Genomic DNA, 23,432 nt, shown 5'->3' on the forward strand with positions numbered 1-23,432 from the left:
ACGATTTTGTGAACACTGAGTTTGATTTAGCCCTCTTCAATTTACCGCAATTAAGACACACATGCGGTGCTGCACGCGGGAAGCGGATAGGCGCGCCATTAGCTTGCCTTCCCAAGCCGTATCCCGGTGCATTGCAGGAGACTTGAAATGATACAATCTGAAACTTGGACCTCCGGTCACCAGGATATGGTGCACCAGCATGTGAAGGAGGACGTGAGCTACGGCGAAGCTGAACGCGACTACGCCGACCACGTCAGCGCACAGAAGCTGTCGGTCCTGGAGCGGATCGTGGTCGTCGGCGCCCTGGTACTGCTGAGCTTTGTAGGCTTCACGGCACCATCGGCACAGACGACAGCGACCGATCCGATGACCACTTCAGCCATTGAAGAGGTTACTCCTCCGGGTGATAGTCTGGTGTCGCACCATCAGCGCTACGGCCACTGCCGTGAAACGAGCCCCTACGCAGACAAGGTCTGCTAAGAGCCAGCGATTTTCGCCGGGCATGGAAATCTTTCGTCTGACGTGCATGAGAAGCATAGGAACGGAAAAGAGCCATGGCCGGTGACGTAGACTACGACCTCCACCGCTTCATCGAAGCACAGAACGGCATATACGAACAGGCTCTTGCAGAGCTGAAAGCCGGTCTCAAGCGGTCCCACTGGATGTGGTTCATCTTCCCCCAGATCGCCGGTCTCGGGACATCTTCCATGGCGGAGAAATATGCCATCCGCTCTGCCGAGGAAGCGTCATCCTATCTCGCCGATCCAATCCTCGGCAGCCGCCTGTTGCGTTGCGTCGAGGCAATCCTTTCCATCGATGCCCGCAGCGCCCATGATATCATGGGCTCCCCCGATGATTTGAAGCTGCGCTCGTCTATGACCCTGTTTGCTGCGGTCAGCGATCACGGCTCGCCATTTCACAAAGCGATCGACCATTTCTACGATGGAAAATTCGACGAACGGACAATTTCCATACTGAGCGCCGGCAACACCTAAAGCGCCGCGATCTTTCTGTCTCGCTCCCGACGCTTTAAGTCCCTGTTTTCAGCATGTCGGCATCGCAAAACCGCTGCACACGTTTACGCGACTTGCTCTAGCCCCGCGAATGCTCCAGCGCCGTAATCTCGTCGGAGATTTCCTCGATGCGCTGTTTCAATTCGTTTTCCGTGCCGTCGTCGACTTCCTCTTCGCCGAAGCAGTAGCGTGCATCATATAATTCGAGCTTGGCTTCGAGCTCGGCACGTCTGGCATATAGACGCCGGAGATAAGCGTGATTCATCTCTGCCTCCAGATTGCTCGCAGATCAGCAGAAAAACGGCCGCGGAACCCCAAGGTTCCCCAGCCTGGGTTCCTTGGCAGCCTCAAGTCAGCCGAAGGCTGAAATCGCCACGTTGCAAGCTTTTTCGAAATGGCAGGAACAGCCGCCATCCGCCATGGCTTGGCGGGTAACCCGCGCGCCTTCAAGCAGCAGTGTCAGCGTGTCGGCAAGAAGCTCCGGCTCACGTGCGCCGGCCGCCAGGCACAGGGCCGCAAGCCGGTTGCGTTGCATGGCCTTGTGGCGCTCGATCAGTTCGTGCGCCGGATGGCCCTCGCCCTTGAGTTCGATGGCCGCATTGGCGAGATCGCAACCTGCGGGCTCGCCGTTCAAACAGTGAGCCCGATCTTCGACCCAGGCAAGCAGCTGACCGCGCGCATCGCCGGGATGGGCGGCTTCGAGATCGCGCCAGATCTTCTCGGCCTTATCGGAGGCGCGGCGCAACGTCTCGCAGACCAGCTCATCCTTGGAGCCGAAATGGCGGTAGAGCGTCATCTTGTTGGTAGAAGCCGCATCCGCGATGGCATCGACGCCGATGCCGCGAATGCCGCGTTCGCGGAAAAGCTCCGAAGCGGTCGAAACTATACGCTCCCTCGGAGGGATTCGATCGTCTGAAGCGGCTGCGGAGATTTCGTTCAATGTTTCTGATTTTTTCGCGGACAGAGTCCTTGACATCGATGTGACCGATCGGTAACAAATGCATTGTTACTTACCGGTAACACCACTCTCCGCAGAAGTCAACGCCGGAGCGTTTGGCAGCAGGAGTGGAACACGGGCGACCGCCCACGAAAGGAGGACCGTACCATGAGAAAGACCAGAGAAGATTTGACCATTTCAGAAGCCCTTCGCGACCCGCTGATCGCCATGGTGCTCCGCGCCGACGGCGTAAAGCTTGAAGATTTCAAGCAACTCCTTGAGGTGGCTGCCCGTAAACGCGAGCCGCGTCCCTCCACGGCGAGCGATATGATCGGGTCCTTTGCCAGCCGCGCCAATCTGCCGGCGATGCCCTGCTTCGGCTGATCTGACCGCTGGCACCATAAGGCCCCGATCGGCACTGGGGATAAGCCCTGTTCCCAGACGGGCTGCCGCTATAAACAGGCGGCAGCCCTTGCGACGTGCAATCGTTGCGTTCCATGTCGCCAGCGCTCCTGTAGTGTTCTGGAACAATCAATTCTGAAATCTCTCCCAAGACGATGCGACGCTCGCCGCCGGGGACGCCGTCCTCGTAACGGCGCCACCGGCGGTGGCTTCGGCAAGCTGCAAAAGCACCGGCTTGCCACCGCTGACCGCAATGCCCGGCCGGAGACATAGCCCGCATCCGATCAGCCGGTATCTGCTCTGATGGGACAAGAACTCGGGCTGCGGCTTGTTGTTCCGGTCCCGCGCTGAGAACTGCTCCACGTCGGGGGATGGCAAGAGGCTCGCAGACCCCCGCGGCGCCTTCAACACTCGACAGAAAATCCTTCAGTCCCTTCCCGATCCAGCAATTTCAACGCTCGGCTGCGTGCGGCTGGCTGCGTTGGCAAATGGCATCGCGATGACCGGCCGGAGATTTTATCTCCGAAGATTTTGGGATTTGCTTCGCAAGCAGCTATGCCATAGTAATGTAACAGGTTGGCATGGCAATATGAGGTACGTTGAATTGGACGGAAAGACATCACCCGCAATCCACTCCGAAGATGAAGGTCCCGCTGAAGAGGCTGGCACCAAGGGCGCCCGCCGCGCCCGCGTCAGCGGTATCGACCGCGCGCTGCAGGTGATCGACCACCTTTACGAGACGGGATCGCCGGCCGGTGTCTATGCCATCGCCAAGGCTGTGAAGGCGCCACTTTCGACCGTCTATGTCATTGTCGACGATCTGGTCGAAAAGAACATGCTGACGCGCCAGTCCGACGGCTCCATCTGGCTCGGCTCGCGGCTCTACCATTACGGCCTTGCCTATGCCCGCTCGCTGGACTTCATGAGTGTGGCTACGCACGAAATGCACGACCTTTGCCGTCAGGTTGGCGAAACCGTTCAGGTTTGCGGTCGTGACGGCGATTTCATGCTGGTTCTCGCCATGGCCGATGGCCCCAGCCATTTCCAGGTCGCCTCGCGTGTCGGTACCCGCGTGCCCCTCAACTGGACGGCGTCCGGTCGCCTTCTGGTTGGCCATCTACAGGAAGACGAGCGCATCGAGCTCTTCAAGCGCTGCGCCCGCTCTTCGCCGACAGGGCGCGCCGAAATCGACGCAGCGACTTTGTCCGAATCGGCGGGCAAGGCCTTCGAATCGCGCCTGTCGATCCAGGCGGGTGAATCCGATTATGCGGTCGCCTGCATCGCCTCACCGATCTGCGATCGTGAGGGCCAGTGTATTGCCACCATTTCCATCGTTCTGCCGGAGCAGAAGGCATTTTCGGACGAAAGCCACTACACCGCGCATGTGCGCAGCTCCGCCGAACGCATCGAAAAGCTGATGGGCTGGCGCGGTCACTGAGCGGTTGCCTCAAACGGACGCGCGCCCTGCTTCCTAACCCTGGCAGGCGGCGGCGAAGCGAACGACGTCATTCCGCAGCGGCGAAGGGCGGCTCCTTGTTCGCATAGTACTTCGCTGCCTCATCGATCTCTTCCGGCGTCATCGCGCGGGCGACATTGCGCATTTGGCTGCTGATGTCGTTCTGCCGCGACCCGGATACAAAGGCCATGAGCTGCGTCTTCAAGTACAATTCCGACTGGCCTTCGAGCCAGGGACTGCCGAGCTTGTTCTCGATACCGCCGTGACACGAACCGCAAGGCGCAACGCCGCGTGTCGGCGCGCCGCTGGCGACGATCCTCGGCACCGGATTGCTGCCCGATGGATGGAAGCCCGGAAGCCGCGGCAGGTAGGAATAGTAGGCAGCCAGATCCTGCATGTCCTGCTCGGTCAGCTTTACGGCAAACGGGCTCATGACGGCGTTGACACGCACGCCGTCCTTGAAGTCGCGAAGCTGCTTGTAGATGACGCTCGCATACTGCCCCGCGAGGTTGGGAGAATCCGCACGGCTGATACCTGTCGGGCCGTGACAGATCGCACACTGTTGAGCCAGCGTTGCTCCGCGCCCGATTGCCTCGTTGTCCCGCTTTCTCGGCACCGCCGTCGCGACCTTGACCAGCGACGTCTTGTAGTCTGGCTTGACCGTCTCGGAAGGCGCTCCAGGCTGGGGTAATCCGGCGGCCCGGCAGATCGAATCCCAGATGCTGGCCACCTGCTCTCTTGCCTCAAGACGCGGCAGAAGCACGAAACCAAGACCCGCTGCGATAACGAAAATGACGGCCGTAAGGGTCACGCTCATGACCGTCCACCTGTTGCGGAACCTGATCAGCTTGTCACCTGCCATCATCGTTCTCCGACATAGACCGCCGGTACGGACGTATCGTCCCGCACGGCAAGCTGCAGGATTGGATAGCCGTAGTTCGTGATGGTCAGCCCGACCATCAGGGCGATCCAGAGACGGTAGCTGTTGAGCGCCGCTGGCACCCTGGTGGGCGGATGAACGGCGATTGCGAAGCGATATTCCTCGGGCTGCTGCGGTACTGCAAACTGCGTCCGGACTAGGATGGCGATGAACAGGAGGCCGGAAGCAACGAGGATGAAGCCGCCGAAGGCAGAGAACACGACGGACAACGCCTCGTTGGCAAGCGCCGGGTCCGTGTAGTCGAAGAACGACATTCGCCGCGGCATGCCAAGGATGCCGACATAGTGCCAGGGAAATGTCGTCACGATCATTCCGACGAACCAGAGCCAGAGCTGCAGCCTGACAAGCCCGAGGCTGACGAGCGGGCGGCCGGTCAGATGGGGCCAAAGGTCATAGGCGATCGCAAAGTACATGATAACGATCGCGCCGCCGAAGATGAGATGGAAATGCCCGGTAATCCACTGCGTGTTGTGGATCGAGGCATCCAGCTGGTAACTCATGTTGATGAGGCCGCCCGCACCGCCGAAGCCGAGCATGATGAAAGAGAATGTCACCGCCAGCATCATCGGATTGCGCCACGGCAGCACCTTCAGCCAGCCGAATATGCCCTTGCCGCCTCGTGCGCGGGCTGCGATCTCCACCGAAGCGCAGATGGTAAATACGGTAAGTAGTGTCGGAAGTGCGACAAGAGCGGTGAAGGCGGAGTGGATGAATTTGAAGCCGGCTCCAACCTGCGGATCGGCAAAAGCGTGGTGGATGCCGATCGGCATAGCCACAACCAGGAACAGGATGAATGAAATCCGAGCCATCGTATCGCTGTAGATCCGCCCGCCGATCGACCGCGGAACGATGGTGTAATAGGCGATATAGGTGGGCATCAGCCAGAAGTAGACGATCGCATGCAATGTCCATGAGAAGAACACGCGGGCAAGGCCAGCATCGATCGTCGACCTGAAGCCGAGCGCTACCGGAAGGATCTGCAACAGAAGTTCGAGCGCCGCCCCGACGGCGGTCCAGCCCCAAAGATACGATCCGGCAACATTGGCAAACATCGGCAGCGGCACCGGGGCGCCGGGATTGGCCTTCTTCCAGATCCCCAGATTGACGGACATCAGCGCCACCCAAATCCAGGATCCGACGACGACCATCACGACACCGAGGTAGTAGAAGGGGCTACCGATCAGTGGCGGGTAAAAGGTGTAGAGAACGGACGCCATCCCGAGCGCAACCGGGATCATCGCGACCACGGAGCCGACGGCGATCAGCCAGAATCCCGCCCACGCCCAGCGCACGCCGATGAGATTCTGCTTCAGAGAAGACTCGCTGATCGCATATCCGAAGGCCATCGCCACCAGGGTCGGGAACACGTAGCCCATGACGGTGCCGTGCGCCGTCAGCGAGCGGTAATACCATTCCGGATTGTTGACCCAGGGAGAAAGCGGGCTGCGGACATACATCTGCCAGGCACCGAGCAGCAGAGCCACGCCGAAGACGGCAAAGGCGAGCCAGAAGTGCGCGATAATCAGCCTGCGATTATGGAGCACAGGAAAGCCTCCTCTTGTCCGCCATTTCCGAAAGGAACTGCTGTTTGTCCACGACCTTCACCCTTGCCCACATGCCTTCGTGGCCGACGCTGCAGAACTCCTGGCAGGGCATCAGATGGTCGCCGGGCGCTGCAAAGCTCGCCTTCTGGATCGACACGTAGCCCGGCACGAGCATCGTATTGATATTGGTGCCCTGAATGAGGAAACCGTGCACGACGTCGGCGCTGGTGGCCCGAAACGTGAGCGGTGTCTCAGCCGGCACCACGATGCAGGGCGGCGAGAAGGAATATTGCTGCCCGATCGCGCGCACCGTCACGGAGCCGTCGGATTCGACGGCGCTGCCGAGATTGGATTCGATGAATTCGCCCGCCAGGTGGATCGTGGTGGGATCGATTGTCTCGACGGTCGTCTGCGGCATCGTGGCATTGTGGATGCCTGCGAAAGCTGCCATCCCCGCCAGAAAGACGATGATGAGGACCGCAACGGTTGCCCAGCGTCGCTCGACGCGCTCTGAGACTGCCGCTGCCTGATTATGCATATCGGTCATCAGCCGCTCCTGGGCAAGAATACGAGCAGATAGAAAAGCAACCACATAAGAACGACGATCGCAGTCGCTATCCCCGCGACGACGACGGCACCATGCGGTCCCTCGGCAACGATCCTCTCGACGAGGGCGTCGTCGGGAGCATCTGAAGGATCTTCCGAATTGATCATGACGTCCTCATTGGAGTGGAGCGGAACGAAGTTTGTTCGCCTCGGACGCGCTGACCGGCGTGCCGCGATTGCCCCAAGCGGTCCTGATGTAGGACACCACGGCGGCAACCTCGTCGTCCGACAGCGTCACGGCAAATGGCGGCATTCCGTGAGGCATGGGGTTCTTTTCGGTCGCAGGCGGATAGCCGCCGTTGAGCACCATACGTATCCCGTTCACTGCCGATTCCATCTGGATCGACTGATTGCCGGCCAGTGGCGGATAGTGCGGCGGCCTGCCTTCGCCGCCCGCGCCATGACAGCTCGCACATTGCTTGTCGTAAACTGCCTTCCCGAGACTGATGAGAAGACTTGCCTCCTGCGTTCTGACGGATGTCCGAGGCGGCGCAGGCTCATCCTGCGCGATGCTCTTCAGATAAAYGGCCATCGCCCGGATGTCCTCATCCGTCATATACTGGAGACTGTTGAAGACCACCTCCGCCATCGGGCCGTAGACGGCGCCACGCGTCGAGACGCCTTTCTGCAGGAGGTCGGAAATCTCTTCGATCGACCAGTCGCCCAGCCCCGCCTCCTTGTTGGACGTCAGCGACGGCGCATACCAGTCCTGCATCGGTATCAGCCCGCCCTGAAAAGCTTCCGACTCGCGACTTCCTCCGAGCGCATTGATCGGGCTATGGCACATGCCGCAATGTCCAAGGCCTTCCACCAGGTAGGCGCCCCGGTTCCATTCCTCGGACTGCTTAGGGTCCTGCGTGAATTCGCCTTCCTTGAAAAAGAGCGTTCTCCATCCGAGAATGAGGGAGCGATTATTGTAGGGAAAGTCGAGCTCGTGCGGACGGTTTGGTTGATGGACAGGCGGGATTGACTTGAGATAGGCGAAGATCGCATCACTGTCTTCGCGGGTCACCTTGGTATAGGACCCGAACGGCATGGCTGGATAGAGTAGCCCCCCATCAGGGAAACGGCCGTGGTGCATCGTGTTGTAGAAGTCGTCAGCGGACCACGCGCCAATACCCGTCCCGTCCGGCGTGATGTTCGACGTATAGATGGTGCCAAACGGCGTCGGCATGGCGCGTCCGCCCGAGAAGAGCTTTCCCTCCGGTGCCGTATGGCAGGCGACACAGTCCCCGGCGCGGGCGAGATATTCGCCCTTTTTGACCACATCGGAGGAGTTGTTCGGCTGTGGAGACTGTGCTGCGACGGGCGAAAGGGCTGCCACAAGCGCCACCATCGACGACAGAACAAGGGCCGGCAGAATTCTCATATGCGCGCTCATGGCTTGTTGCCCTCCGGCTGGCTGCCACATGCGAAGGGCAAGGAATAGGATCCGGCAGAAGACGGTGCGGGATCGGCGGGCTGCGGCTGATTGGCGAGATAGGCTGCGACGGCACGCACGTCATCTTCCGTGAGATGTCCCGCGACAATCTGCATGCAATCAGGAGCGATTGCCGTGCGCGTTCCGTAACGCCATCCGCCGAGCTGAGCGCTGATGTAACTCGCCCGTAGTCCGAGAAGGCCTGGAATGCCGGGCGACTGCCCCGTCAGAGCGCCGCCATGACAGCTCACGCAAGCCGGGATCGATCGGTCGACGTCGCCCTGCGTGACGAGCGCATGGCCGTGATCGAGCACCGCCTGGCTGACATCGGGGGGCGATTGTTCGGGCAGCGCCGGCCGCTGATCGGCGAAATATTCTGCGAACTGCCGCAGATAATCGTCCGTCAGATATGCGAGCAAATAGTTCATCGGCGGGTATTTGCGCCTGCCCGACTTGAAGGCTTCCAACTGATTGAAGAGATACCCGGCCGGCTTGCCGGCGAGCCGGGGGAAATAGGGGTCGTTCGTGCCTTTCCCTTCCACGCCATGACATGGCGTGCAGGCTTGAACGCGCTCCGACATATCGGCTGGGTAGGCTTTGGCTTCCTGGGCAGACGCCAGGCTTGCGCCCAGGAAGAAAAGACAGAATGCCAGGAAGATTTCTCGTATGCGCACTACGTTTCTCCGAAGCACAATCACGTGACAGTGAAAAATCTTGATGGGGATCGCACCCCGAAAGAAATTACATCGGTGAGAGGCGTGAAACTGCGCCCGATCCGCGTTGAATCAGTAGCTGCATTCGAAGGCTCCCGCCTTGACAAAAGTCAAGAAAGTGCCGCGAAGCGCTTGATATTAGCGATTTTGATGGATGCTAGTGCGGTCGGAGTACTGACCTAGTTTTGCGGCCTAGCAATCCTCCTTTTTGAGTCAGGGCCGCCTCATGGCAGTGTTGCCAGATAAGGCTTTTATAGTCCTTAGTCGTGGACACTGGATCTTCGTGTGTCGCTGCAGGGTGCCGGCAGGCGACCTGATCGGAAGCCACCTGTCTGAAGAAACTCACCGCTTATGATCGCTCAGCCTTCGAAAACCGAATAACCGATATCACGCAGATGATTCTGGTCGGCGATAGCATCGATCGCCGAGATCCTGTCGCCGTCAAAGCTCAGCGCCAGCACGACGCGCAACTGGCCCTCGATGAAGACGACGAGACCGACTTCCTCATCGACAAGTGCGACTTTCGCCGATGTCGCCCGCCCCTTGAAGCTTTCGGCGATGGCACCAGCGCCGCGAAGCGGCACCACATTACCCAGACGGGTCGCAGCCGTATCCGGTCGGAAGACGGCATCCGGCGCGAGGACCGCAATCAGCCCCTCCAGATCGCCATTGCGGGAGGCGATGAGGAAGGCTTCGGCTATGCTGCGCTTATGCGCGAGATCGATATCAGGCGTTTCCGGCTGCCCCTGCACCCTGCGCCGAGCGCGGCTGGCAAGCTGCCGGGCAGCGGCAGCGCTTCGCCCGATCACCGCAGCGATCTCCTCGAAGGGCAGCTCGAACATGTCATGCAGAACGAAGGCGACGCGTTCGGCAGGCGAGAGAGTTTGCAGCACGACGAGCAGGGCGATGCCGACCGAATCGGCAAAGGCTGCTTCGTGCTCCGGATTGCTGGCGATATCCGCGATCGCACCATGCGCCGGCAGGTCGAGCGGCTCTTCGCGTCGCGTCTTGCGCGAACGGAGCATATCCAGGCAGATGCGTGCCACGACCGTCGTCAGCCAGCCGCCAAGGTTATCGACGCTGCCCCTATCCGACCTTGTCAGGCGCAGCCACGCCTCCTGCACCGCATCCTCAGCTTCTGCGCGGGAGCCGAGCATGCGGAAAGCGACGGCCCGCAGCTGCCCGCGGTTCGCCTCGAACTCACCGGCCAGCCATTTATTCTCGTCCATCAATCCACTCCAATCCTGTTGCATCAAAGGCCATGACGAACGGAAACCGGACGATGTGACAGGTGCGCCATCGTATCAAGTCCCGGCGAGGTTTGGCTCATGACTTGACCTGCCGCGTTTTTCATTGGCTGATGGTAGGCTGATCCCTCCCTATGGTGTTTCCCATGTCCCCCCGATTTAACAGTTCCAAACAATATGCCGCCTTCCTCTTCGACATGGACGGCACGATCCTGAGCTCGATTGCGTCGGCAGAGCGCGTATGGGGACGCTGGGCCGAACGGCACGGGCTGGATGTGGAAAAATTCCTGCCAATCATGCATGGATCGCGCGGCATCGACACGATCAGGCGCCTGAACCTTCCGGGTGTCGATGCAGAGGCGGAAGCGGCACAGATTACTGAGGACGAAATCCGCGATGTCGAAGGCGTCGTCGCACTTCCGGGTGCTGCCGATTTCCTGGCGTCCCTGCCTCCGAACCGGTGGACGATCGTCACTTCCTCCCCGCGTCGCCTTGCGGAGCGTCGGCTTGAGGCAGCCGGGCTCCCCATGCCCCAGGCTATTGTGACTGCCGAAGATGTGACCATCGGCAAGCCCGACCCGCAATGCTATATACTCGGCGCCGAAAAGCTCGGTTTTGCAACGCATGAATGCCTGGTCTTCGAAGACGTCGAAGCTGGCGTGAAGGCAGGAACCGCGGCGGGCGCCGATATCATGGTCATCACCGCGGCCGGCCACAAGCATTCGCTGCAGGGCTATCCGGAAATCGAACATTATGGCGGCGCTTCCGTTCTCATTTCTGACAGCGGTCACCTTTCGATCAAGTTCTGATCGGCCTGCCGCACACCGCCGGAAAGGAATCTCCCATGAAACCGGAAATCGTCTGCCTGATGATGTCGTCGCTCGATGGCGGCCTGCATCCGAGCAAATGGACAGAAAGCCCCGATGGYGGCCGCAGGGAATGGACGGCGCTCTATCAGAAAGCCCATGAAGATCTGCAGGGTGATGCCTGGATCGTTGGCCGCGTCACTATGGCCGAAATGGCGAAGGGAGAGCCGCATCCGCCGCAAGCAGCGGGTTCAGCAGAACGGCCAAACCATTTTGCCGATCGCGAGGCAACCAACTACGCGATCGCCCTCGACACCTCTGGCAAGCTGCATTTCACGCGGCCTGACATCGATGGCGACCATGTCGTTGTCATTCTCGGCAGCGACGTGCCGGACACGCATCTTGCCGAGCTCGCAGCCGACGGCATCTCCTACATCGTCTCACCATMCCCCGAGATCGACCTGTCTGCAGCGCTCGGTGTACTGGAGCAGGAACTCGGCATTCGCAAGCTGCTGCTCGAAGGCGGAGCCGCGATCAACGGCGCCTTCTTTGCCGCCGGGCTCATCGATGAGTTTTATCTGCTCGTCGCTCCGGCCCTGGATGGCAGTGGCGGCCAACCCGTCGTTACTTTCGACGGCGGATTGGCGGGCAAGACCCGGCTATCGCTGATATCGGCAGAAACGAAAGACAACGGTGCCGTCGCCCTGCGCTATAAAGTCCACGCCTGACACGCATGACGGATGGCCGTGGCTGCGAAGCGCCATGTCCTGCCCCATGATCACCACCGATCCGGATATCGTGTGCCTGATAACCCGCTTGCCGTCGAAGCGTGGGGCAAGCCACAGGATATCGACCAGATGGTGCGGTCGTTCCCGGAATCCTGAGACGTCCATTTTTTCCTGCCTCAGTCACATTGCCTTATCCTGATGCGTCAACTCCATGACGACCGAAAGCCGGCAACCGGCCGGCTCTGCGTCAAACGGAATACGTTATCAGGAGATTGAACATGCAAGAGAGAATGGGAAATCCAGCCCTCGTCATCCCGGAAGCCATGCAGGCCCTGAATGCCCTCGGCAAAATGCCTGTTGCGGCCGGACTTGCGCCGGGATTCCTGGAAATCGTCTATCTGCGCGCCAGCCAGATCAACGGCTGCAGCGTTTGCATCGACGGGCATTGGCGCATTGCCCGCAAACACGGGGAGACCGACGAACGGCTCTTTGCCGTCGCTGGCTGGCGCGAGGCGCCTTATTACAGCGATGCCGAACGCGCCGCCCTCGCGTTGACAGAGGCCCTCACCCGTCTCAGCGACCGCGCCAACCCGGTATCGGATGAGATCTGGGACGAATGCACGCGCCATTACGATGGCAAGAGCCTTGCGGCACTCGTCATCGCAATCGCCAATATCAATGTCTGGAACCGGCTGAACGTCGCCACCCGGCAGATTGCGGGGAGATGGAAGCCGTGATCCACGGCTTCCGTTTCGTTCAGATCAGATAATACCACCGCCGCCGGCAACCGAGGCGGGACGCTCAGCGGCGACTTGCCTGCGGTAGCCGCTGGCGCGGTAGGTAGCGATCGGATCGATCGCACCGCCCTTGCGCCGGCGGGCTTCGGCAAGGATCGGCTCGACATCGGCACGGTAGGCGCGCTTCAGCGTCTCCGTCGCCATCAGCGCGTCGTTATCGTCCTGGAAGCCGGCGAGCGCCTTGCGGTCGACGAGCAGGGCCTGCGCGTAAGCGCGGCGGATTTCGTTGGCGCTGTTGATCAGGCTTTCGATCGGGTCGGTCACGTTGTGCGACTGGTCGATCATATGAGCGGGATTGAAGTCGTTGACGCCGCGCTGCTCGGCATCGACAAGCTCGTTGAAGACGAGGAACAAACGGTAAGGCTCGATGGAACCGGCATCGAGATCATCATCGCCATATTTGGAATCGTTGAAATGGAAACCGCCAAGCTTGCCGAACTGAATCAGGCGGGCGACGATCATCTCGATATTGGTATTCGGCGCATGATGCCCGAGGTCGACCAGGCACTGCGCCTTGGGGCCGAGCGTCTGGGCAATCAGATAGTTGGTGCCCCAGTCCTGGACGATGGTCGAATAGAAGGCCGGCTCGTACATCTTGTGTTCGGAAAACAGCTTCCAGTCGTCCGGCAGCGCCTTGTAGATATCCGCCATCGAGGCGAGATAACGCTCGAATGCCTTGGTGAAATTGCTCTGGCCGGGGAAATTCGAACCATCGCCAATCCAGACCGTCAGCGCCTTGGAGCCGATTGCCTTGCCGATCTCGATACATTCGAGATTGTGYTCGACCGCCTGGGCGCGTGTAGCCGCATCGGTGTGGCTGAGCGAACCGTACTTATAGGAATGCGCCTGTCCCGGTGCGTCGGAGAACGTATTGGAATTCATCGCATCGAAGCCGAGCCCGAGCGCTTCGCCCTTAGCCTTCAACTCCTTGGTGTCCGTCCTGTCCCACGGAATGTGCAGCGAAACATTCGGGGTCGCGCGCGTCAACTCGTTGATAACCGAGCAATCATCGAGCTTGTCGAAGATGCCGCGAGGTTCGCYGGTGCCGGGAAAACGGGCAAAGCGTGTACCGCCCGTGCCGACACCCCAGGACGGCACAGCCACGAAGAATTCCGACACCCTTCTCGTCACCGCATCAATATCGATACCACGTCGAGCAAGATTGGCGCCGAGCGCTTCATAATCGGATTTGAGCGCAGATGCGCGCTTGTCGTTTTCCTGCGCAATCAGATCCTGCGCGATCTTAAACTCGGCCATGAGTTCCTCCCGGTACTTTAGCGTGAGAAGCGGCGGGTATGACACCCGCCGCAAAAGTTGGGCTTAGCGCGGGAAGCTCTGAACGTTGCCCGCATCGACATTGATGATATTGCCGGTCGACTTGGCAGAAAGATCGGACGCCAGGAAATAGACGGCTTCGGCGATGTCCTCCGGGAACACGTTGAGCTTGAGCATCGAACGCTTGCGGTAATGTTCTTCGAGATCATCCACTTCAATCTTGGAAGAAGCCGCACGCTGCTCGCGCCATTCGCCGCTCCAGATCTTCGAGCCGCGCAGGACGGCGTCGGGATTGACGGTGTTAACGCGGATGCCTGCGTCCGCACCTTCCAGCGCCAGGCAACGGGCAAGATGAATTTCGGCAGCCTTCGCCGTGCAATAGGCGGCAGCATTCGGCGAAGCGGCAAGCCCGTTCTTCGACGCGATGAAGACGACGTTGCCGCCGAGGGCCTGGCGGCGGAACAGCCGGAAGGCTTCACGAGACACGAGGAAATAGCCGGTCGCCAGAATGTCGATATTGCGGTTCCACGTCGAAAGCTCGGTCAATTCGATCGGTGCCGAAGAAGCGATGCCCGCATTCGAAACGAGGATATCGATGCCGCCGAATTCGGTGCAGGATTCGGCGAAGGAAGCGATAACCGCATCTTCCTTGGTCACGTCGAGCTTGACGGCGCGAACCGCGTCGGCACCATATTTCTTGACGAATTCTGCTTCCGTCGCTTCAAGTGCTGCCTGATCGATATCGGCAARCACCACGCAGGCACCCTCGCCGACGAGACGGGCAGCCGTTGCCCGGCCGATGCCGCCGGCGCCGCCGGTGACGAAGGCAACCTTGCCGGCAAGGCTCTTCGGCTTCGGCATGCGCTGCAGTTTGGCCTCTTCCAGCAGCCAGTATTCGATATCGAAGGCTTCCTGCTCCGGCAGGCCCTGATATTCGGATACGGTCGAGGAACCGCGCATCACGTTGATGGCGTTGACGTAGAATTCGCTGGCGATGCGAGCCGTCGCCTTGTCACGGGCAAAGGACAACATGCCGACACCAGGCACCAGGAAGATCACCGGATTGGCGTCGCGCATAGCCGGTGAATTGTTGTGCTTGCAGCTGTTGTAATAGCGGGCATAGTCGGCGCGGTAGTCTTCGAGCGACTTGTCGAGACCGGCGACGATCGCATCGACATCGGGCTTGGCCGGATCGAAATCGACAATCAGCGGGCGGATCTTGGTGCGCAGGAAGTGGTCGGGGCAGCTGGTGCCGAGTGCACCGAGAGGGCGCAGGCTCTTGGAATTGACGAATTCGAGCACGGCATCCTGATCGTCGAAATGACCGAGCTTGCGCTCCTGCTTGCCGATGCGGCCGCGGATTTCCGGCATCAGGCGGGCGGCGATGGCGCGACGCTCGGCGACCGGCAGGCTTTCGACGACTGCACCATCGAAGATCGTCTTGCCTTCGGTCTGGCCGGCAAACCACTCGATTGCCTTGTTGATGATATCGAGCGTCAGCTCGTAGCAAGCCTTGGCATCATTCGCCCATGTAAACAGGCCATGGCTTTCCAGCACGACACCCTTGGCGCCAGGGTTCGCCTTGACGAAGGCTTCAAGATCGAGACCGAGCTGGAAGCCCGGACGGCGCCACGGCAGCCAGCCGATGTCGTTACCGAAGACCTGCTTGGTCAATTCCTTCGAATTCTTGGAAGCGGCAATCGCGATGATTGCGTCCGGATGCATGTGGTCGACATGCGTATAAGGCACGAAACCATGCAGTGGCGTGTCAATGGAAGCCGCGCGGGCATTCAGGTTGAAGGTGCAATGGGGCAGGAAGCCAACCATGCGGTCTTCATCCTCGACGCCCTTGTAGATGCCCTTCAGCGCTTCTAGCTTGTCCTGATAAAGCGTGGCAAAACCATCAAGCTTGATCGTGCCTACATCGCCACCCGAACCCTTGACCCAGAGAACCTGGACCTTGTCGCCGGTCAGGGGATCGGTTTCCATGACCTTGGCAGAGGTATTGCCGCCACCATAATTGGTGATGCGCTTGTCGGCGCCGAGCAGATTCGAGCGATAAAGAAGCTTGCCGGGTTCATCGAGTCCCACCGCGTAAGCATCATCCCACCGGTTGTCGAGAAGTCGAACCTTTGCCGCCATATCATCCTCCCATTAAGGCTTCCAGAGCACTCCGGTGAGCGCTCGTTTCGGTCACGGTATCGCGCATCGAAATGCAGCTTGTCAATCGAAAACGATCAAATTCGATTATGTTGCATCGCAATATGAAAAATTATGATCGTTTCTGATTGACAGCTTTTAACGGATAAGAAATAAATGTGACACGGGAGGAGCCCAATGCACGAACGCGAAYGCCATCGCATCATTATGAGCGCTGTTCAGGAGAAGTCCGTCGTCACGATTCAGGATATTTCTGAACTGACGGACGCTTCCGAGGCGACAATCAGGCGTGACATCGCGGCCCTTCATGTGCAGGGCAAGATACGGCGCGTTCGCGGTGGTGCAGAAGCAGTGCACCCGCCGCAGCTCGGCAATCTTGCCGGCCGCCCGTTCAGAGTGTCAGAATCAGTCAACATCGATAAAAAGCGCGCAATTGCGCGCGCAGCGGTGGATCTGTGCGAGGCCGGCGACGCGATTATCATCAACGGCGGCACAACGACCTTCCAGATGGTTCACTATATGGCCGGTCATCGCATGCAGGTCATGACCAATTCTTTCGCCATTGCCGAGCATCTGGTGAAGCATTCGAAAAACACTGTGACAGTTCCGGGTGGCGCGATCTATCGCGAGCAGAGCCTGATCCTGTCGCCTTTCGACAACGATGCGATCCGCAATTTCTATGCACGGCGMATGTTCATCGGCGCACAGGGCGTCGGACCGCTCGGCATCATGGAGGCGGATGCGCTGATCATCCAGAGCGAACAGAAGCTGATGCATCAGGCCGACGAACTGGTCGTCATGGCCGATTCCAGCAAGTTCAATCGCCGGTCGAGCCTCATTCTGTGCGCGCTCGACCGTGTTTCAACAATCATAACCGATAACGGCATCGCCGATGAGGCGGCCCGTATGGTCGAGAATGCAGGCGTCCGGCTCGTTGTTGCGAGCCCGATGGCGCAGGCAGTGAAGGAGGATTCCTCGTCGGTCGCATGAGGCGTCGGCGAGGTGTGGAAGTCTAAAACTCAGTGGGAGGACATGACATGAAACTTGCAAAGACACTTGCAATCGGCGTGGCGTTTGCCGTCGCCATGATGGCCGGCGCCGCAAGCGCCAAGGACATCAAGATCGGCCTCGTCGTAAAGTCGCTCGGCAACGGCTTCTTCGACGCCGCCAACAAGGGCGCTCAAGAAGCGGCCAAGGAACTCGGCGGCGTAGAAGTGATCTACACCGGCCCGACGAGCACGACGGCCGAAGGCCAGATCGAAGTCATCAACTCGCTGATCGCTCAGGGCGTCGATGCCATCGCCATCTCGGCAAACGATCCGGACGCTGTCGTTCCGGCTCTGAAAAAGGCCGCCCAGCGCGGCATCAAGGTCATCTCCTGGGATTCCGGCGTTGCTCCGGAAGGCCGCATCCTGCAGCTCAACCCGTCGTCCAACGAGCTGATCGGCAAGATGTGCCTGACGCTCGTCAAGGATCATCTTGACGGCGGCAAGGGCGACTTCGCCATCCTGTCGGCAACGACGACCTCGACGAACCAGAACATCTGGATCGACCAGATGAAGAAGCAGCTCAAGGACTTCGCGGGCCTCAACCTCGTGACCACGGTTTACGGCGACGACCTCTCGGACAAGTCCTATCGTGAAGCCGAAGGTCTTCTGAAGTCCAACCCGAACGTCAAGGTCATCGTCGCTCCGACGACGGTCGGCGTTCTGGCTGCTTCCAAGGTCGTTGAAGACAAGGGTCTGGTGGGCAAGGTTTACGTCACCGGTCTCGGCCTGCCTTCCGAAATGGCTGGCGCGATCAAGTCTGGTGCGACGAAGGAATTCGCCATCTGGAACCCGATCGACCTCGGCTATTCCGCAACGCAGATCGCCTATCACCTGGCAAAGGGTGATGCCGATGGCAAGCCGGGCAGCGAGATCGAAGCCGGCCGCATGGGCAAGATCAAGATCGGCGACAATGGCGAAGCCGCTATGGCCGACCCCTTCGTCTACAATGCCTCGAACATCGACCAGTTCTCCAAGGTCTTCTGATTTCAGACATTCAGAACAGACACCCGGCGGCTCTGCCGCCGGGCTTCTCTTTCGATGGTGGTAAGCTTGCTGATGACCCCTGCCCTTCAACATCCCGTCGCGGACCAAAAAGCCGATGACGCTGCCGCCATTCTGGAAATGCGCGGTATCTCGCAGATCTTTCCGGGCGTGAAGGCGCTCGATAATGTCAGCATCGCGCTCTATCCCGGCAAGGTGACGGCACTGATCGGCGAAAACGGCGCCGGCAAGTCGACGCTCGTCAAGATCCTGACTGGCATCTATCGCCCGAACGAGGGCGAGATTCTCGTCGATGGCAAACCGGTGTACTTTGCGACGGCGCAGGCCGCCATCGATGCCGGCGTGACCGCCATTCATCAGGAGACCGTGCTCTTCGACGAGCTTTCGGTCGCCGAAAACATCTTCCTTGGTCACGCGCCACGCACCCGCTGGCGCACCATCGACTGGAGTGAGATGAACAGCCGCGCCAGGACGCTGCTGACCTCGCTTGAAAGCAATATCGATCCGACGATCCGCCTGAAGGACCTCTCGATTGCGCAGCGCCATCTCGTGGCGATCGCCCGCGCCTTGTCGATCGAGGCCCGCATCGTCATCATGGACGAACCGACCGCCGCGCTCTCGCGCAAGGAAATCGACGATCTCTTCCGCATCGTCGAGGGACTCAAGGCAAGCGGCAAGGCCATTCTCTTCATCAGCCACAAATTCGACGAGCTCTATGAGATCGCCGACAATTACGTCGTCTTCCGCGACGGCCGCGATGTCGGCCACGGAAAGCTGAAGGAAACGCCACAGGACGAAATCGTCCGTATGATGGTCGGCCGTGATGTCGAAAACGCCTTCCCGAAGATCGATGTGGCGATTGGTGGCCCGGTTCTCGAGGTCGAGAAATACTGTCATCGCACTGAATTCCGCGATATTTCGCTGACGCTCCGCAAGGGTGAGATCCTCGGCATTTATGGACTGATCGGCGCCGGACGCTCGGAGCTTGCGCAATCTCTCTTCGGTATCACCAAGCCGCTTTCCGGTAGGCTTGTTCTCGAAGGCCAGGAGATTTCGATCAATTCTCCGCAGGACGCCATCCGCGCCGGTATCGTCTACGTGCCGGAAGAGCGCGGCCGCCACGGCCTGGCGCTGCCGATGCCGATCTATCAGAACATGACGCTGCCCTCTTTGACGCGCACCTCGCGCAAGGGCTTCCTGCAGGCGGCAGACGAATTCGCGCTCGCCCGCAAATATGCAGAGCGGCTCGATCTGCGCGCCGCTGCCCTCTCCGTGCCTGTCGGTACTCTGTCGGGCGGCAACCAGCAGAAAGTCGTCATCGGCAAATGGCTTGCCACCATGCCAAAGGTCATCATCCTCGATGAGCCGACCAAAGGCATCGATATCGGCTCAAAGGCCGCGGTCCACGGCTTCATCAGCGAACTTGCGGCCGAGGGTCTTTCCATCATCATGATCTCCTCCGAACTGCCCGAAATCATCGGCATGTCGGACCGCGTGCTTGTCATGAAGGAAGGCCTGTCGGCGGGGCTCTACGAGCGCGATCAGCTTTCGCCGGAAGCGCTGGTGCGCGCGGCGACCGGAAATGCATGAGGTGACGAGCATGATGAGACTGATCAGAAAACGCGAAACCCTGCTCTTTGCCATCATCGTGGTGATGATCGCCGTCTTCTCGACGCGTGCTGCCGATTTCGCAACGCCGGACAATCTGGCCGGCATCTTCAACGACACGGCGATCCTTATCATCCTGGCGCTTGCGCAGATGACAGTCATTCTGACGAAATCGATCGACCTTTCAGTTGCCGCCAATCTCGCCTTTACCGGCATGGCGATCGCAATGATGAATGCTGCCTTTCCGGGCCTGCCGCTCATCGTGCTCATCCTTGCGGCGGTCGTGATTGGCGCAGCACTCGGTTCGATCAACGGCTTCCTGGTCTGGCGCCTCGAAATCCCGCCGATCGTCGTGACGCTCGGCACGCTCACCATCTATCGCGGCATGGCATTCGTGCTGTCGGGCGGTGCCTGGGTGAATGCGCACCAGATGACGCCGACCTTCCTTTCCGTTCCCCGCACGCCGATCCTCGGCCTGCCGGTGCTGAGCTGGGTGGCGCTCATCATCGTTGCGCTGATGTACATGCTGCTGCGTTACAGCCAGTTCGGCCGTTCGGCCTATGCAACAGGCGGCAACTCGACCGCTGCTGTCTACGCCGGCATCGATACGGGCAAGACGAAATTCCTTGCCTTTGTTCYCTCGGGCGCGCTCGCCGGCCTCTCAAGCTATCTCTGGGTCTCGCGCTATGCGGTCGCCTACGTCGATATCGCCAATGGCTTTGAGCTCGACAGCGTCGCAGCCTGCGTCATCGGCGGCATCTCGATTGCCGGCGGCGTCGGCTCGGTCGCCGGAACGGTACTCGGCGCACTCTTCCTCGGCGTCATCAAGAATGCACTGCCCGTCATCGGCATCTCGCCGTTCACCCAGATGGCGATTTCCGGAACCGTCATCATTCTTGCCGTCGTCTTCAACGCACGGCGCGAGCGCAATCGCGGCCGCATCATCCTGCGTGACCGCGCCGCAGCGGAGGTCGCAGCATGAGCATGGTTTCCGCCAATCCAGAAAAGCGCGTCATTCCCGATCGGCTCGGCACACCCTTCAAACGCATCATGTCGAGCTGGGAAGTGCTGCTCTTTGGGGTCGCCGTCCTCATTTTCATTTTCAATTCTCTGGCCTCGCCTTATTTCCTCGATGCCTGGAACCTCTCGGACGCGACCTTCAACTTCACCGAAAAAGCGATGATCGCTTTCGCCATGGCGCTGCTCGTCATCGCCGGCGAGATCGACCTGTCGGTTGCCGCCATCATCGCGCTTGCCTCGACGGCGATGGGTGCGGCGGCGCAGGCCGGCGTCGGCACACCGGGCCTCGTGCTGATCGGCATCGGTACCGGGCTTCTCTGCGGCATGTTCAACGGCTTCCTCGTCTCGGTGCTGAAGTTGCCGTCGATCGTCGTCACTATCGGCACGATGAGCCTGTTCCGCGGCATCTCCTACATCGTGCTCGGCGACCAGGCTTACGGAAAATATCCGGCGGATTTCGCCTATTTCGGCCAGGGTTACGTCGTCTGGGTCTTCTCCTTCGAATTCGTGCTGTTCATCGTGCTGGCGATCCTTTTCGCCATCCTGCTGCATGCGACGAATTTCGGTCGGCAGGTCTATACGATCGGCAACAATGATTTCGCCGCCCGCTTCTCCGGCATTCCCGTCGAGCGCGTGAAATTCATCCTCTTCCTGCTGACCGGCGTGATGAGCGGCATCGCAGCCGTCTGCCTGACCTCGCGCCTCGGCTCAACCCGCCCGTCGATCGCGCAGGGCTGGGAACTCGAAGTCGTTACCATGGTCGTGCTCGGCGGCATCTCGATCCTCGGTGGTTCCGGCACGATCGGCGGCGTCGTCATTGCGGCCTTCGTCATGGGCCTCGTTACCTTCGGCCTCGGCCTGTTGAACGTGCCCGGCATCGTCATGTCGATTTTCATCGGCCTGCTTCTGATCATCACCATCGCGATCCCGATCATCGCCCGCCGCATCAAAGCCATGAGCGCCAAATGACCCTGGAAAAACACGCCTTCAAGATGAAGCTCAATCCCGGCATGGAGGCCGAATACAGGAAGCGGCATGACGAGATCTGGCCGGAACTGGTCGATCTCCTGCATAAGTCGGGCGCCAGCGACTATTCCATCCATCTCGATCGCGAGACCAACACGCTTTTCGGTGTGTTGACGCGGCCGAAAGACCATACGATGGGGAGCCTGCCCGAGCATCCGGTCATGAAGAAGTGGTGGGCGCATATGGGCGACATCATGGAAACCAATCCGGATAATTCACCCGTCCAAAGCGGCCTCGTTACTCTCTTCCATATGCCATGAGTGACTATCGCCGCATCGCCGTTCTCGATATCGGCAAGACGAATGCCAAGGTCGTCGTGCTCGACAGCGCGACAGGCGCAGAAATCGCCGTCCGCAAGCAACCTAACACCGTCATCCGCGACGGCCTCTATCCACACTATGATATCGAGACGCTCTGGAGTTTCGCGCTTGCAGCGCTGAAGACGTTTGCCAGCGAACTAGGTTTCGACGCGATCTCGATCACCACGCATGGTGCGGCCGCCGCCCTGCTCGATGCAGATGGCAAGCTGGCGATGCCTGTCATCGACTATGAACACGAATATCCGCAGGATATCCGCGACGCCTATGATGCGCTTCGCCCTTCCTTCGACGAGACCTACTCGCCGCGGCTGTCGATGGGGCTGAATATCGGCGCGCAACTTCACTATCAGAAGAACGCCTTTCCCGTGGAATTCGTGGAAGTCGCTGATATTCTCACCTATGCGCAATACTGGTCGGCGCGCCTGACCGGTGTCGTGGCAAACGAAGCGACGTCGCTCGGTTGCCATACGGATCTCTGGAACCCGAGAACCGGCGCCTATTCCTCGCTGGTCGACACGCTCGCCATTCGTGACCGGATGGCGCCGATCCGCTCGGCCTTCGATGCGCTCGGCCAGGTCCTCCCTGACATCGCCGAGGAAATCGGCATTTCGGTACCTGTCTATTGCGGCATCCATGATTCCAATGCTTCGCTCTTGCCGCATCTTGTCGGCCGCGCAGCGCCGTTCGCGGTCGTTTCGACCGGCACCTGGGTCATCAATTTCGGCGTCGGCGGCGACCTCGACCATCTCGATGCCAAGCGTGATGCCCTTGCCAATGTCGATGCCTATGGCCGCGCCGTACCGTCCTCACGCTTCATGGGCGGACGCGAATTCGAGATGCTCTCAGCCGAGATCGGCCAGGTAGACGATGCCGCGGCAAAGGCCGTCATCGAGGATGTCGTGGTCAAGGGCATTATGCTGCTGCCGAATGTGGCGCCCGGTTCCGGCCCCTTCCCCGGCAAGGTCAGTCGCTGGCTCGGCGCCGAAGGCGCAAGTCGCGAAGAGCGATATGCCGCCGCCTGTCTTTATCTGGCGCTGATGACGGAAGCCTGCCTCGGCCTGATCGGTGCCAAAGGCCCTATTATTGTCGAAGGACCCTTCGCGCTGAACGAGACCTATCTGTCGCTGCTTTCCGCGTTGACCGGCCGCGACACGATGGCCCTGCCGGGCTCGACCGGCACCAGCCAGGGCGCAGCGCTTCTCGCCGGCATCCGGCCGGTGTCCGGGGTGGAAAAGCATTTCGCGCCCTTGGCAATTCCAGGTCTTCCCGCCTATCGGGAGCGCTGGTACGTCGCGATGGAATAACAGTCTTTCCAAGACTGCCCTTGTCCGTGCCGGCTGCGCCGCTACTGTGGCACCTCTCG

General features: G+C 60.0%; 25 protein-coding genes. 14 read left to right on the forward strand and 11 right to left on the reverse strand.

The genetic code is table 11. From position 1 onward, the window contains the following. Positions 1–186 precede the first annotated feature (186 nt). Both AC1D35_RS05185 and AC1D35_RS05190 read left to right on the forward strand, forming a co-directional pair. The gene (locus AC1D35_RS05185; RefSeq protein WP_113301763.1) at positions 187–480 is read left to right on the forward strand and encodes a hypothetical protein; all 294 of its coding nucleotides are present in this window, start codon (positions 187–189) and stop codon (positions 478–480) included. Between the two features lie 74 nt (positions 481–554). Further along, the gene (locus tag AC1D35_RS05190; RefSeq protein ID WP_477938311.1) at positions 555–995 is read left to right on the forward strand and encodes a DUF1810 domain-containing protein; all 441 of its coding nucleotides are present in this window, start codon (positions 555–557) and stop codon (positions 993–995) included. A 97-nt stretch (positions 996–1,092) separates the two neighbouring features. On the opposite strand, the gene AC1D35_RS05195 is transcribed toward AC1D35_RS05190, so the two are convergent. Beyond that, a complete protein-coding gene (locus tag AC1D35_RS05195; RefSeq protein WP_113301680.1) occupies positions 1,093–1,278 on the reverse strand; it encodes a hypothetical protein in 186 nt (61 codons plus the stop codon). A gap of 87 nt (positions 1,279–1,365) precedes the next feature. After that, positions 1,366–1,989, reverse strand: a complete 624-nt coding sequence (locus tag AC1D35_RS05200) for a TetR/AcrR family transcriptional regulator (RefSeq protein ID WP_113307844.1) — start codon at positions 1,987–1,989, stop codon at positions 1,366–1,368. A gap of 129 nt (positions 1,990–2,118) precedes the next feature. Here AC1D35_RS05200 and AC1D35_RS05205 point away from each other — a divergent pair, with 129 nt between their 5' ends. Together AC1D35_RS05205 and AC1D35_RS05210 are read left to right on the forward strand one after the other, a co-directional pair. Then, a complete protein-coding gene (locus AC1D35_RS05205; protein WP_113307845.1) occupies positions 2,119–2,334 on the forward strand; it encodes a hypothetical protein in 216 nt (71 codons plus the stop codon). A 607-nt stretch (positions 2,335–2,941) separates the two neighbouring features. Next, positions 2,942–3,790: an IclR family transcriptional regulator gene (locus AC1D35_RS05210; RefSeq protein ID WP_477938312.1), complete on the forward strand. Its 849-nt coding sequence runs from the start codon at positions 2,942–2,944 to the stop codon at positions 3,788–3,790. Positions 3,791–3,857: 67 nt separating this feature from the next. Here the strand turns inward: AC1D35_RS05210 and AC1D35_RS05215 are convergent, their stop codons facing one another. From AC1D35_RS05215 to AC1D35_RS05245, 7 genes are all read right to left on the reverse strand, one after another. Beyond that, complete coding sequence (locus AC1D35_RS05215; RefSeq protein WP_477938313.1) at positions 3,858–4,670, reverse strand: c-type cytochrome; 813 nt, start codon at positions 4,668–4,670, stop codon at positions 3,858–3,860. Continuing rightward, positions 4,670–6,292, reverse strand: coding sequence for a b(o/a)3-type cytochrome-c oxidase subunit 1 (locus tag AC1D35_RS05220; RefSeq protein ID WP_113301675.1), 1,623 nt, complete (start codon positions 6,290–6,292; stop codon positions 4,670–4,672). Before AC1D35_RS05220 ends, AC1D35_RS05215 begins: the two co-directional genes overlap by 1 nt. Then, complete coding sequence (locus AC1D35_RS05225; RefSeq protein ID WP_113301674.1) at positions 6,282–6,839, reverse strand: cupredoxin domain-containing protein; 558 nt, start codon at positions 6,837–6,839, stop codon at positions 6,282–6,284. The genes AC1D35_RS05220 and AC1D35_RS05225 overlap by 11 nt, the downstream gene beginning before the upstream one ends. After that, positions 6,839–7,006, reverse strand: a complete 168-nt coding sequence (locus AC1D35_RS05230; RefSeq protein ID WP_477938314.1) for a hypothetical protein — start codon at positions 7,004–7,006, stop codon at positions 6,839–6,841. The genes AC1D35_RS05225 and AC1D35_RS05230 overlap by 1 nt, the downstream gene beginning before the upstream one ends. Before the next feature lie 7 nt (positions 7,007–7,013). Continuing rightward, positions 7,014–8,279: a c-type cytochrome gene (locus AC1D35_RS05235; protein WP_477938315.1), complete on the reverse strand. Its 1,266-nt coding sequence runs from the start codon at positions 8,277–8,279 to the stop codon at positions 7,014–7,016. Continuing rightward, positions 8,276–8,899, reverse strand: a complete 624-nt coding sequence (locus AC1D35_RS05240; protein ID WP_477833034.1) for a c-type cytochrome — start codon at positions 8,897–8,899, stop codon at positions 8,276–8,278. The genes AC1D35_RS05235 and AC1D35_RS05240 overlap by 4 nt, the downstream gene beginning before the upstream one ends. Positions 8,900–9,390: 491 nt before the next feature. Next, positions 9,391–10,260 (reverse strand): sigma-70 family RNA polymerase sigma factor, encoded by an 870-nt coding sequence (locus AC1D35_RS05245; RefSeq protein WP_113301672.1) that lies wholly within the window; start codon positions 10,258–10,260, stop codon positions 9,391–9,393. 152 nt (positions 10,261–10,412) lie between these two features. Here AC1D35_RS05245 and AC1D35_RS05250 point away from each other — a divergent pair, with 152 nt between their 5' ends. The 3 genes from AC1D35_RS05250 to AC1D35_RS05260 all read left to right on the forward strand — a co-directional run bounded on the left by AC1D35_RS05250 (position 10,413) and on the right by AC1D35_RS05260 (position 12,549). Next, positions 10,413–11,087, forward strand: coding sequence for an HAD family hydrolase (locus AC1D35_RS05250; protein WP_477854496.1), 675 nt, complete (start codon positions 10,413–10,415; stop codon positions 11,085–11,087). Positions 11,088–11,122: 35 nt separating this feature from the next. After that, a complete protein-coding gene (locus AC1D35_RS05255) occupies positions 11,123–11,812 on the forward strand; it encodes a RibD family protein (RefSeq protein ID WP_477938316.1) in 690 nt (229 codons plus the stop codon). Positions 11,813–12,090: 278 nt separating this feature from the next. Then, positions 12,091–12,549, forward strand: coding sequence for a carboxymuconolactone decarboxylase family protein (locus AC1D35_RS05260; RefSeq protein WP_477938317.1), 459 nt, complete (start codon positions 12,091–12,093; stop codon positions 12,547–12,549). 24 nt (positions 12,550–12,573) lie between these two features. Here AC1D35_RS05260 and rhaI read toward each other — a convergent pair whose 3' ends face one another. Together rhaI and AC1D35_RS05270 are read right to left on the reverse strand one after the other, a co-directional pair. Next, positions 12,574–13,866, reverse strand: coding sequence for an L-rhamnose catabolism isomerase (gene rhaI / locus AC1D35_RS05265; protein ID WP_477938318.1), 1,293 nt, complete (start codon positions 13,864–13,866; stop codon positions 12,574–12,576). A 63-nt stretch (positions 13,867–13,929) separates the two neighbouring features. Continuing rightward, the gene (locus AC1D35_RS05270) at positions 13,930–16,026 is read right to left on the reverse strand and encodes a bifunctional rhamnulose-1-phosphate aldolase/short-chain dehydrogenase (RefSeq protein WP_477938319.1); all 2,097 of its coding nucleotides are present in this window, start codon (positions 16,024–16,026) and stop codon (positions 13,930–13,932) included. 195 nt (positions 16,027–16,221) lie between these two features. Here AC1D35_RS05270 and AC1D35_RS05275 point away from each other — a divergent pair, with 195 nt between their 5' ends. From AC1D35_RS05275 to AC1D35_RS05305, 7 genes are all read left to right on the forward strand, one after another. Next, entirely contained in the window at positions 16,222–17,034 is an 813-nt protein-coding gene (locus tag AC1D35_RS05275; RefSeq protein WP_477938320.1) for a DeoR/GlpR family DNA-binding transcription regulator, read from the forward strand. Between the two features lie 47 nt (positions 17,035–17,081). Continuing rightward, positions 17,082–18,077: a rhamnose ABC transporter substrate-binding protein gene (rhaS, locus tag AC1D35_RS05280; protein WP_113301779.1), complete on the forward strand. Its 996-nt coding sequence runs from the start codon at positions 17,082–17,084 to the stop codon at positions 18,075–18,077. A 72-nt stretch (positions 18,078–18,149) separates the two neighbouring features. After that, on the forward strand, positions 18,150–19,685 hold the full coding sequence (locus AC1D35_RS05285; RefSeq protein WP_113301812.1) for a sugar ABC transporter ATP-binding protein: 1,536 nt from the start codon (positions 18,150–18,152) through the stop codon (positions 19,683–19,685). 10 nt (positions 19,686–19,695) lie between these two features. After that, positions 19,696–20,685, forward strand: a complete 990-nt coding sequence (locus tag AC1D35_RS05290; protein WP_477938321.1) for an ABC transporter permease — start codon at positions 19,696–19,698, stop codon at positions 20,683–20,685. Beyond that, positions 20,682–21,692: an ABC transporter permease gene (locus AC1D35_RS05295; protein ID WP_113508258.1), complete on the forward strand. Its 1,011-nt coding sequence runs from the start codon at positions 20,682–20,684 to the stop codon at positions 21,690–21,692. The genes AC1D35_RS05290 and AC1D35_RS05295 overlap by 4 nt, the downstream gene beginning before the upstream one ends. Further along, positions 21,689–22,009: an L-rhamnose mutarotase gene (gene rhaM / locus AC1D35_RS05300; RefSeq protein ID WP_113301781.1), complete on the forward strand. Its 321-nt coding sequence runs from the start codon at positions 21,689–21,691 to the stop codon at positions 22,007–22,009. The genes AC1D35_RS05295 and rhaM overlap by 4 nt, the downstream gene beginning before the upstream one ends. Beyond that, positions 22,006–23,373, forward strand: coding sequence for an FGGY-family carbohydrate kinase (locus AC1D35_RS05305; RefSeq protein WP_477938322.1), 1,368 nt, complete (start codon positions 22,006–22,008; stop codon positions 23,371–23,373). The genes rhaM and AC1D35_RS05305 overlap by 4 nt, the downstream gene beginning before the upstream one ends. The last annotated feature ends 59 nt before the right edge of the window (positions 23,374–23,432 follow it).

It is taken from the genome of Rhizobium sp. P1_E6, from assembly GCF_056405875.1.

Excerpts from the sequence above, each read along its gene's own strand:
- AC1D35_RS05215 (WP_477938313.1), bottom strand. The coding sequence starts at position 4,670 with ATGGCAGGTGACAAGCTGATCAGGTTCCGCAACAGGTGGACGGTCATG.
- AC1D35_RS05245 (WP_113301672.1), bottom strand. The coding sequence starts at position 10,260 with ATGGACGAGAATAAATGGCTGGCCGGTGAGTTCGAGGCGAACCGCGGG.
- AC1D35_RS05200 (WP_113307844.1), bottom strand. The coding sequence starts at position 1,989 with ATGTCAAGGACTCTGTCCGCGAAAAAATCAGAAACATTGAACGAAATC.
- AC1D35_RS05295 (WP_113508258.1), top strand. The coding sequence starts at position 20,682 with ATGAGCATGGTTTCCGCCAATCCAGAAAAGCGCGTCATTCCCGATCGG.
- AC1D35_RS05225 (WP_113301674.1), bottom strand. The coding sequence starts at position 6,839 with ATGACCGATATGCATAATCAGGCAGCGGCAGTCTCAGAGCGCGTCGAG.
- AC1D35_RS05260 (WP_477938317.1), top strand. The coding sequence starts at position 12,091 with ATGCAAGAGAGAATGGGAAATCCAGCCCTCGTCATCCCGGAAGCCATG.
- AC1D35_RS05205 (WP_113307845.1), top strand. The coding sequence starts at position 2,119 with ATGAGAAAGACCAGAGAAGATTTGACCATTTCAGAAGCCCTTCGCGAC.
- AC1D35_RS05250 (WP_477854496.1), top strand. The coding sequence starts at position 10,413 with ATGGTGTTTCCCATGTCCCCCCGATTTAACAGTTCCAAACAATATGCC.
- AC1D35_RS05240 (WP_477833034.1), bottom strand. The coding sequence starts at position 8,899 with ATGTCGGAGCGCGTTCAAGCCTGCACGCCATGTCATGGCGTGGAAGGG.
- AC1D35_RS05195 (WP_113301680.1), bottom strand. The coding sequence starts at position 1,278 with ATGAATCACGCTTATCTCCGGCGTCTATATGCCAGACGTGCCGAGCTC.
- AC1D35_RS05185 (WP_113301763.1), top strand. The coding sequence starts at position 187 with ATGGTGCACCAGCATGTGAAGGAGGACGTGAGCTACGGCGAAGCTGAA.
- AC1D35_RS05210 (WP_477938312.1), top strand. The coding sequence starts at position 2,942 with ATGAGGTACGTTGAATTGGACGGAAAGACATCACCCGCAATCCACTCC.
- AC1D35_RS05285 (WP_113301812.1), top strand. The coding sequence starts at position 18,150 with ATGACCCCTGCCCTTCAACATCCCGTCGCGGACCAAAAAGCCGATGAC.
- AC1D35_RS05230 (WP_477938314.1), bottom strand. The coding sequence starts at position 7,006 with ATGATCAATTCGGAAGATCCTTCAGATGCTCCCGACGACGCCCTCGTC.
- AC1D35_RS05190 (WP_477938311.1), top strand. The coding sequence starts at position 555 with ATGGCCGGTGACGTAGACTACGACCTCCACCGCTTCATCGAAGCACAG.
- rhaM (WP_113301781.1), top strand. The coding sequence starts at position 21,689 with ATGACCCTGGAAAAACACGCCTTCAAGATGAAGCTCAATCCCGGCATG.
- rhaS (WP_113301779.1), top strand. The coding sequence starts at position 17,082 with ATGAAACTTGCAAAGACACTTGCAATCGGCGTGGCGTTTGCCGTCGCC.
- AC1D35_RS05305 (WP_477938322.1), top strand. The coding sequence starts at position 22,006 with ATGAGTGACTATCGCCGCATCGCCGTTCTCGATATCGGCAAGACGAAT.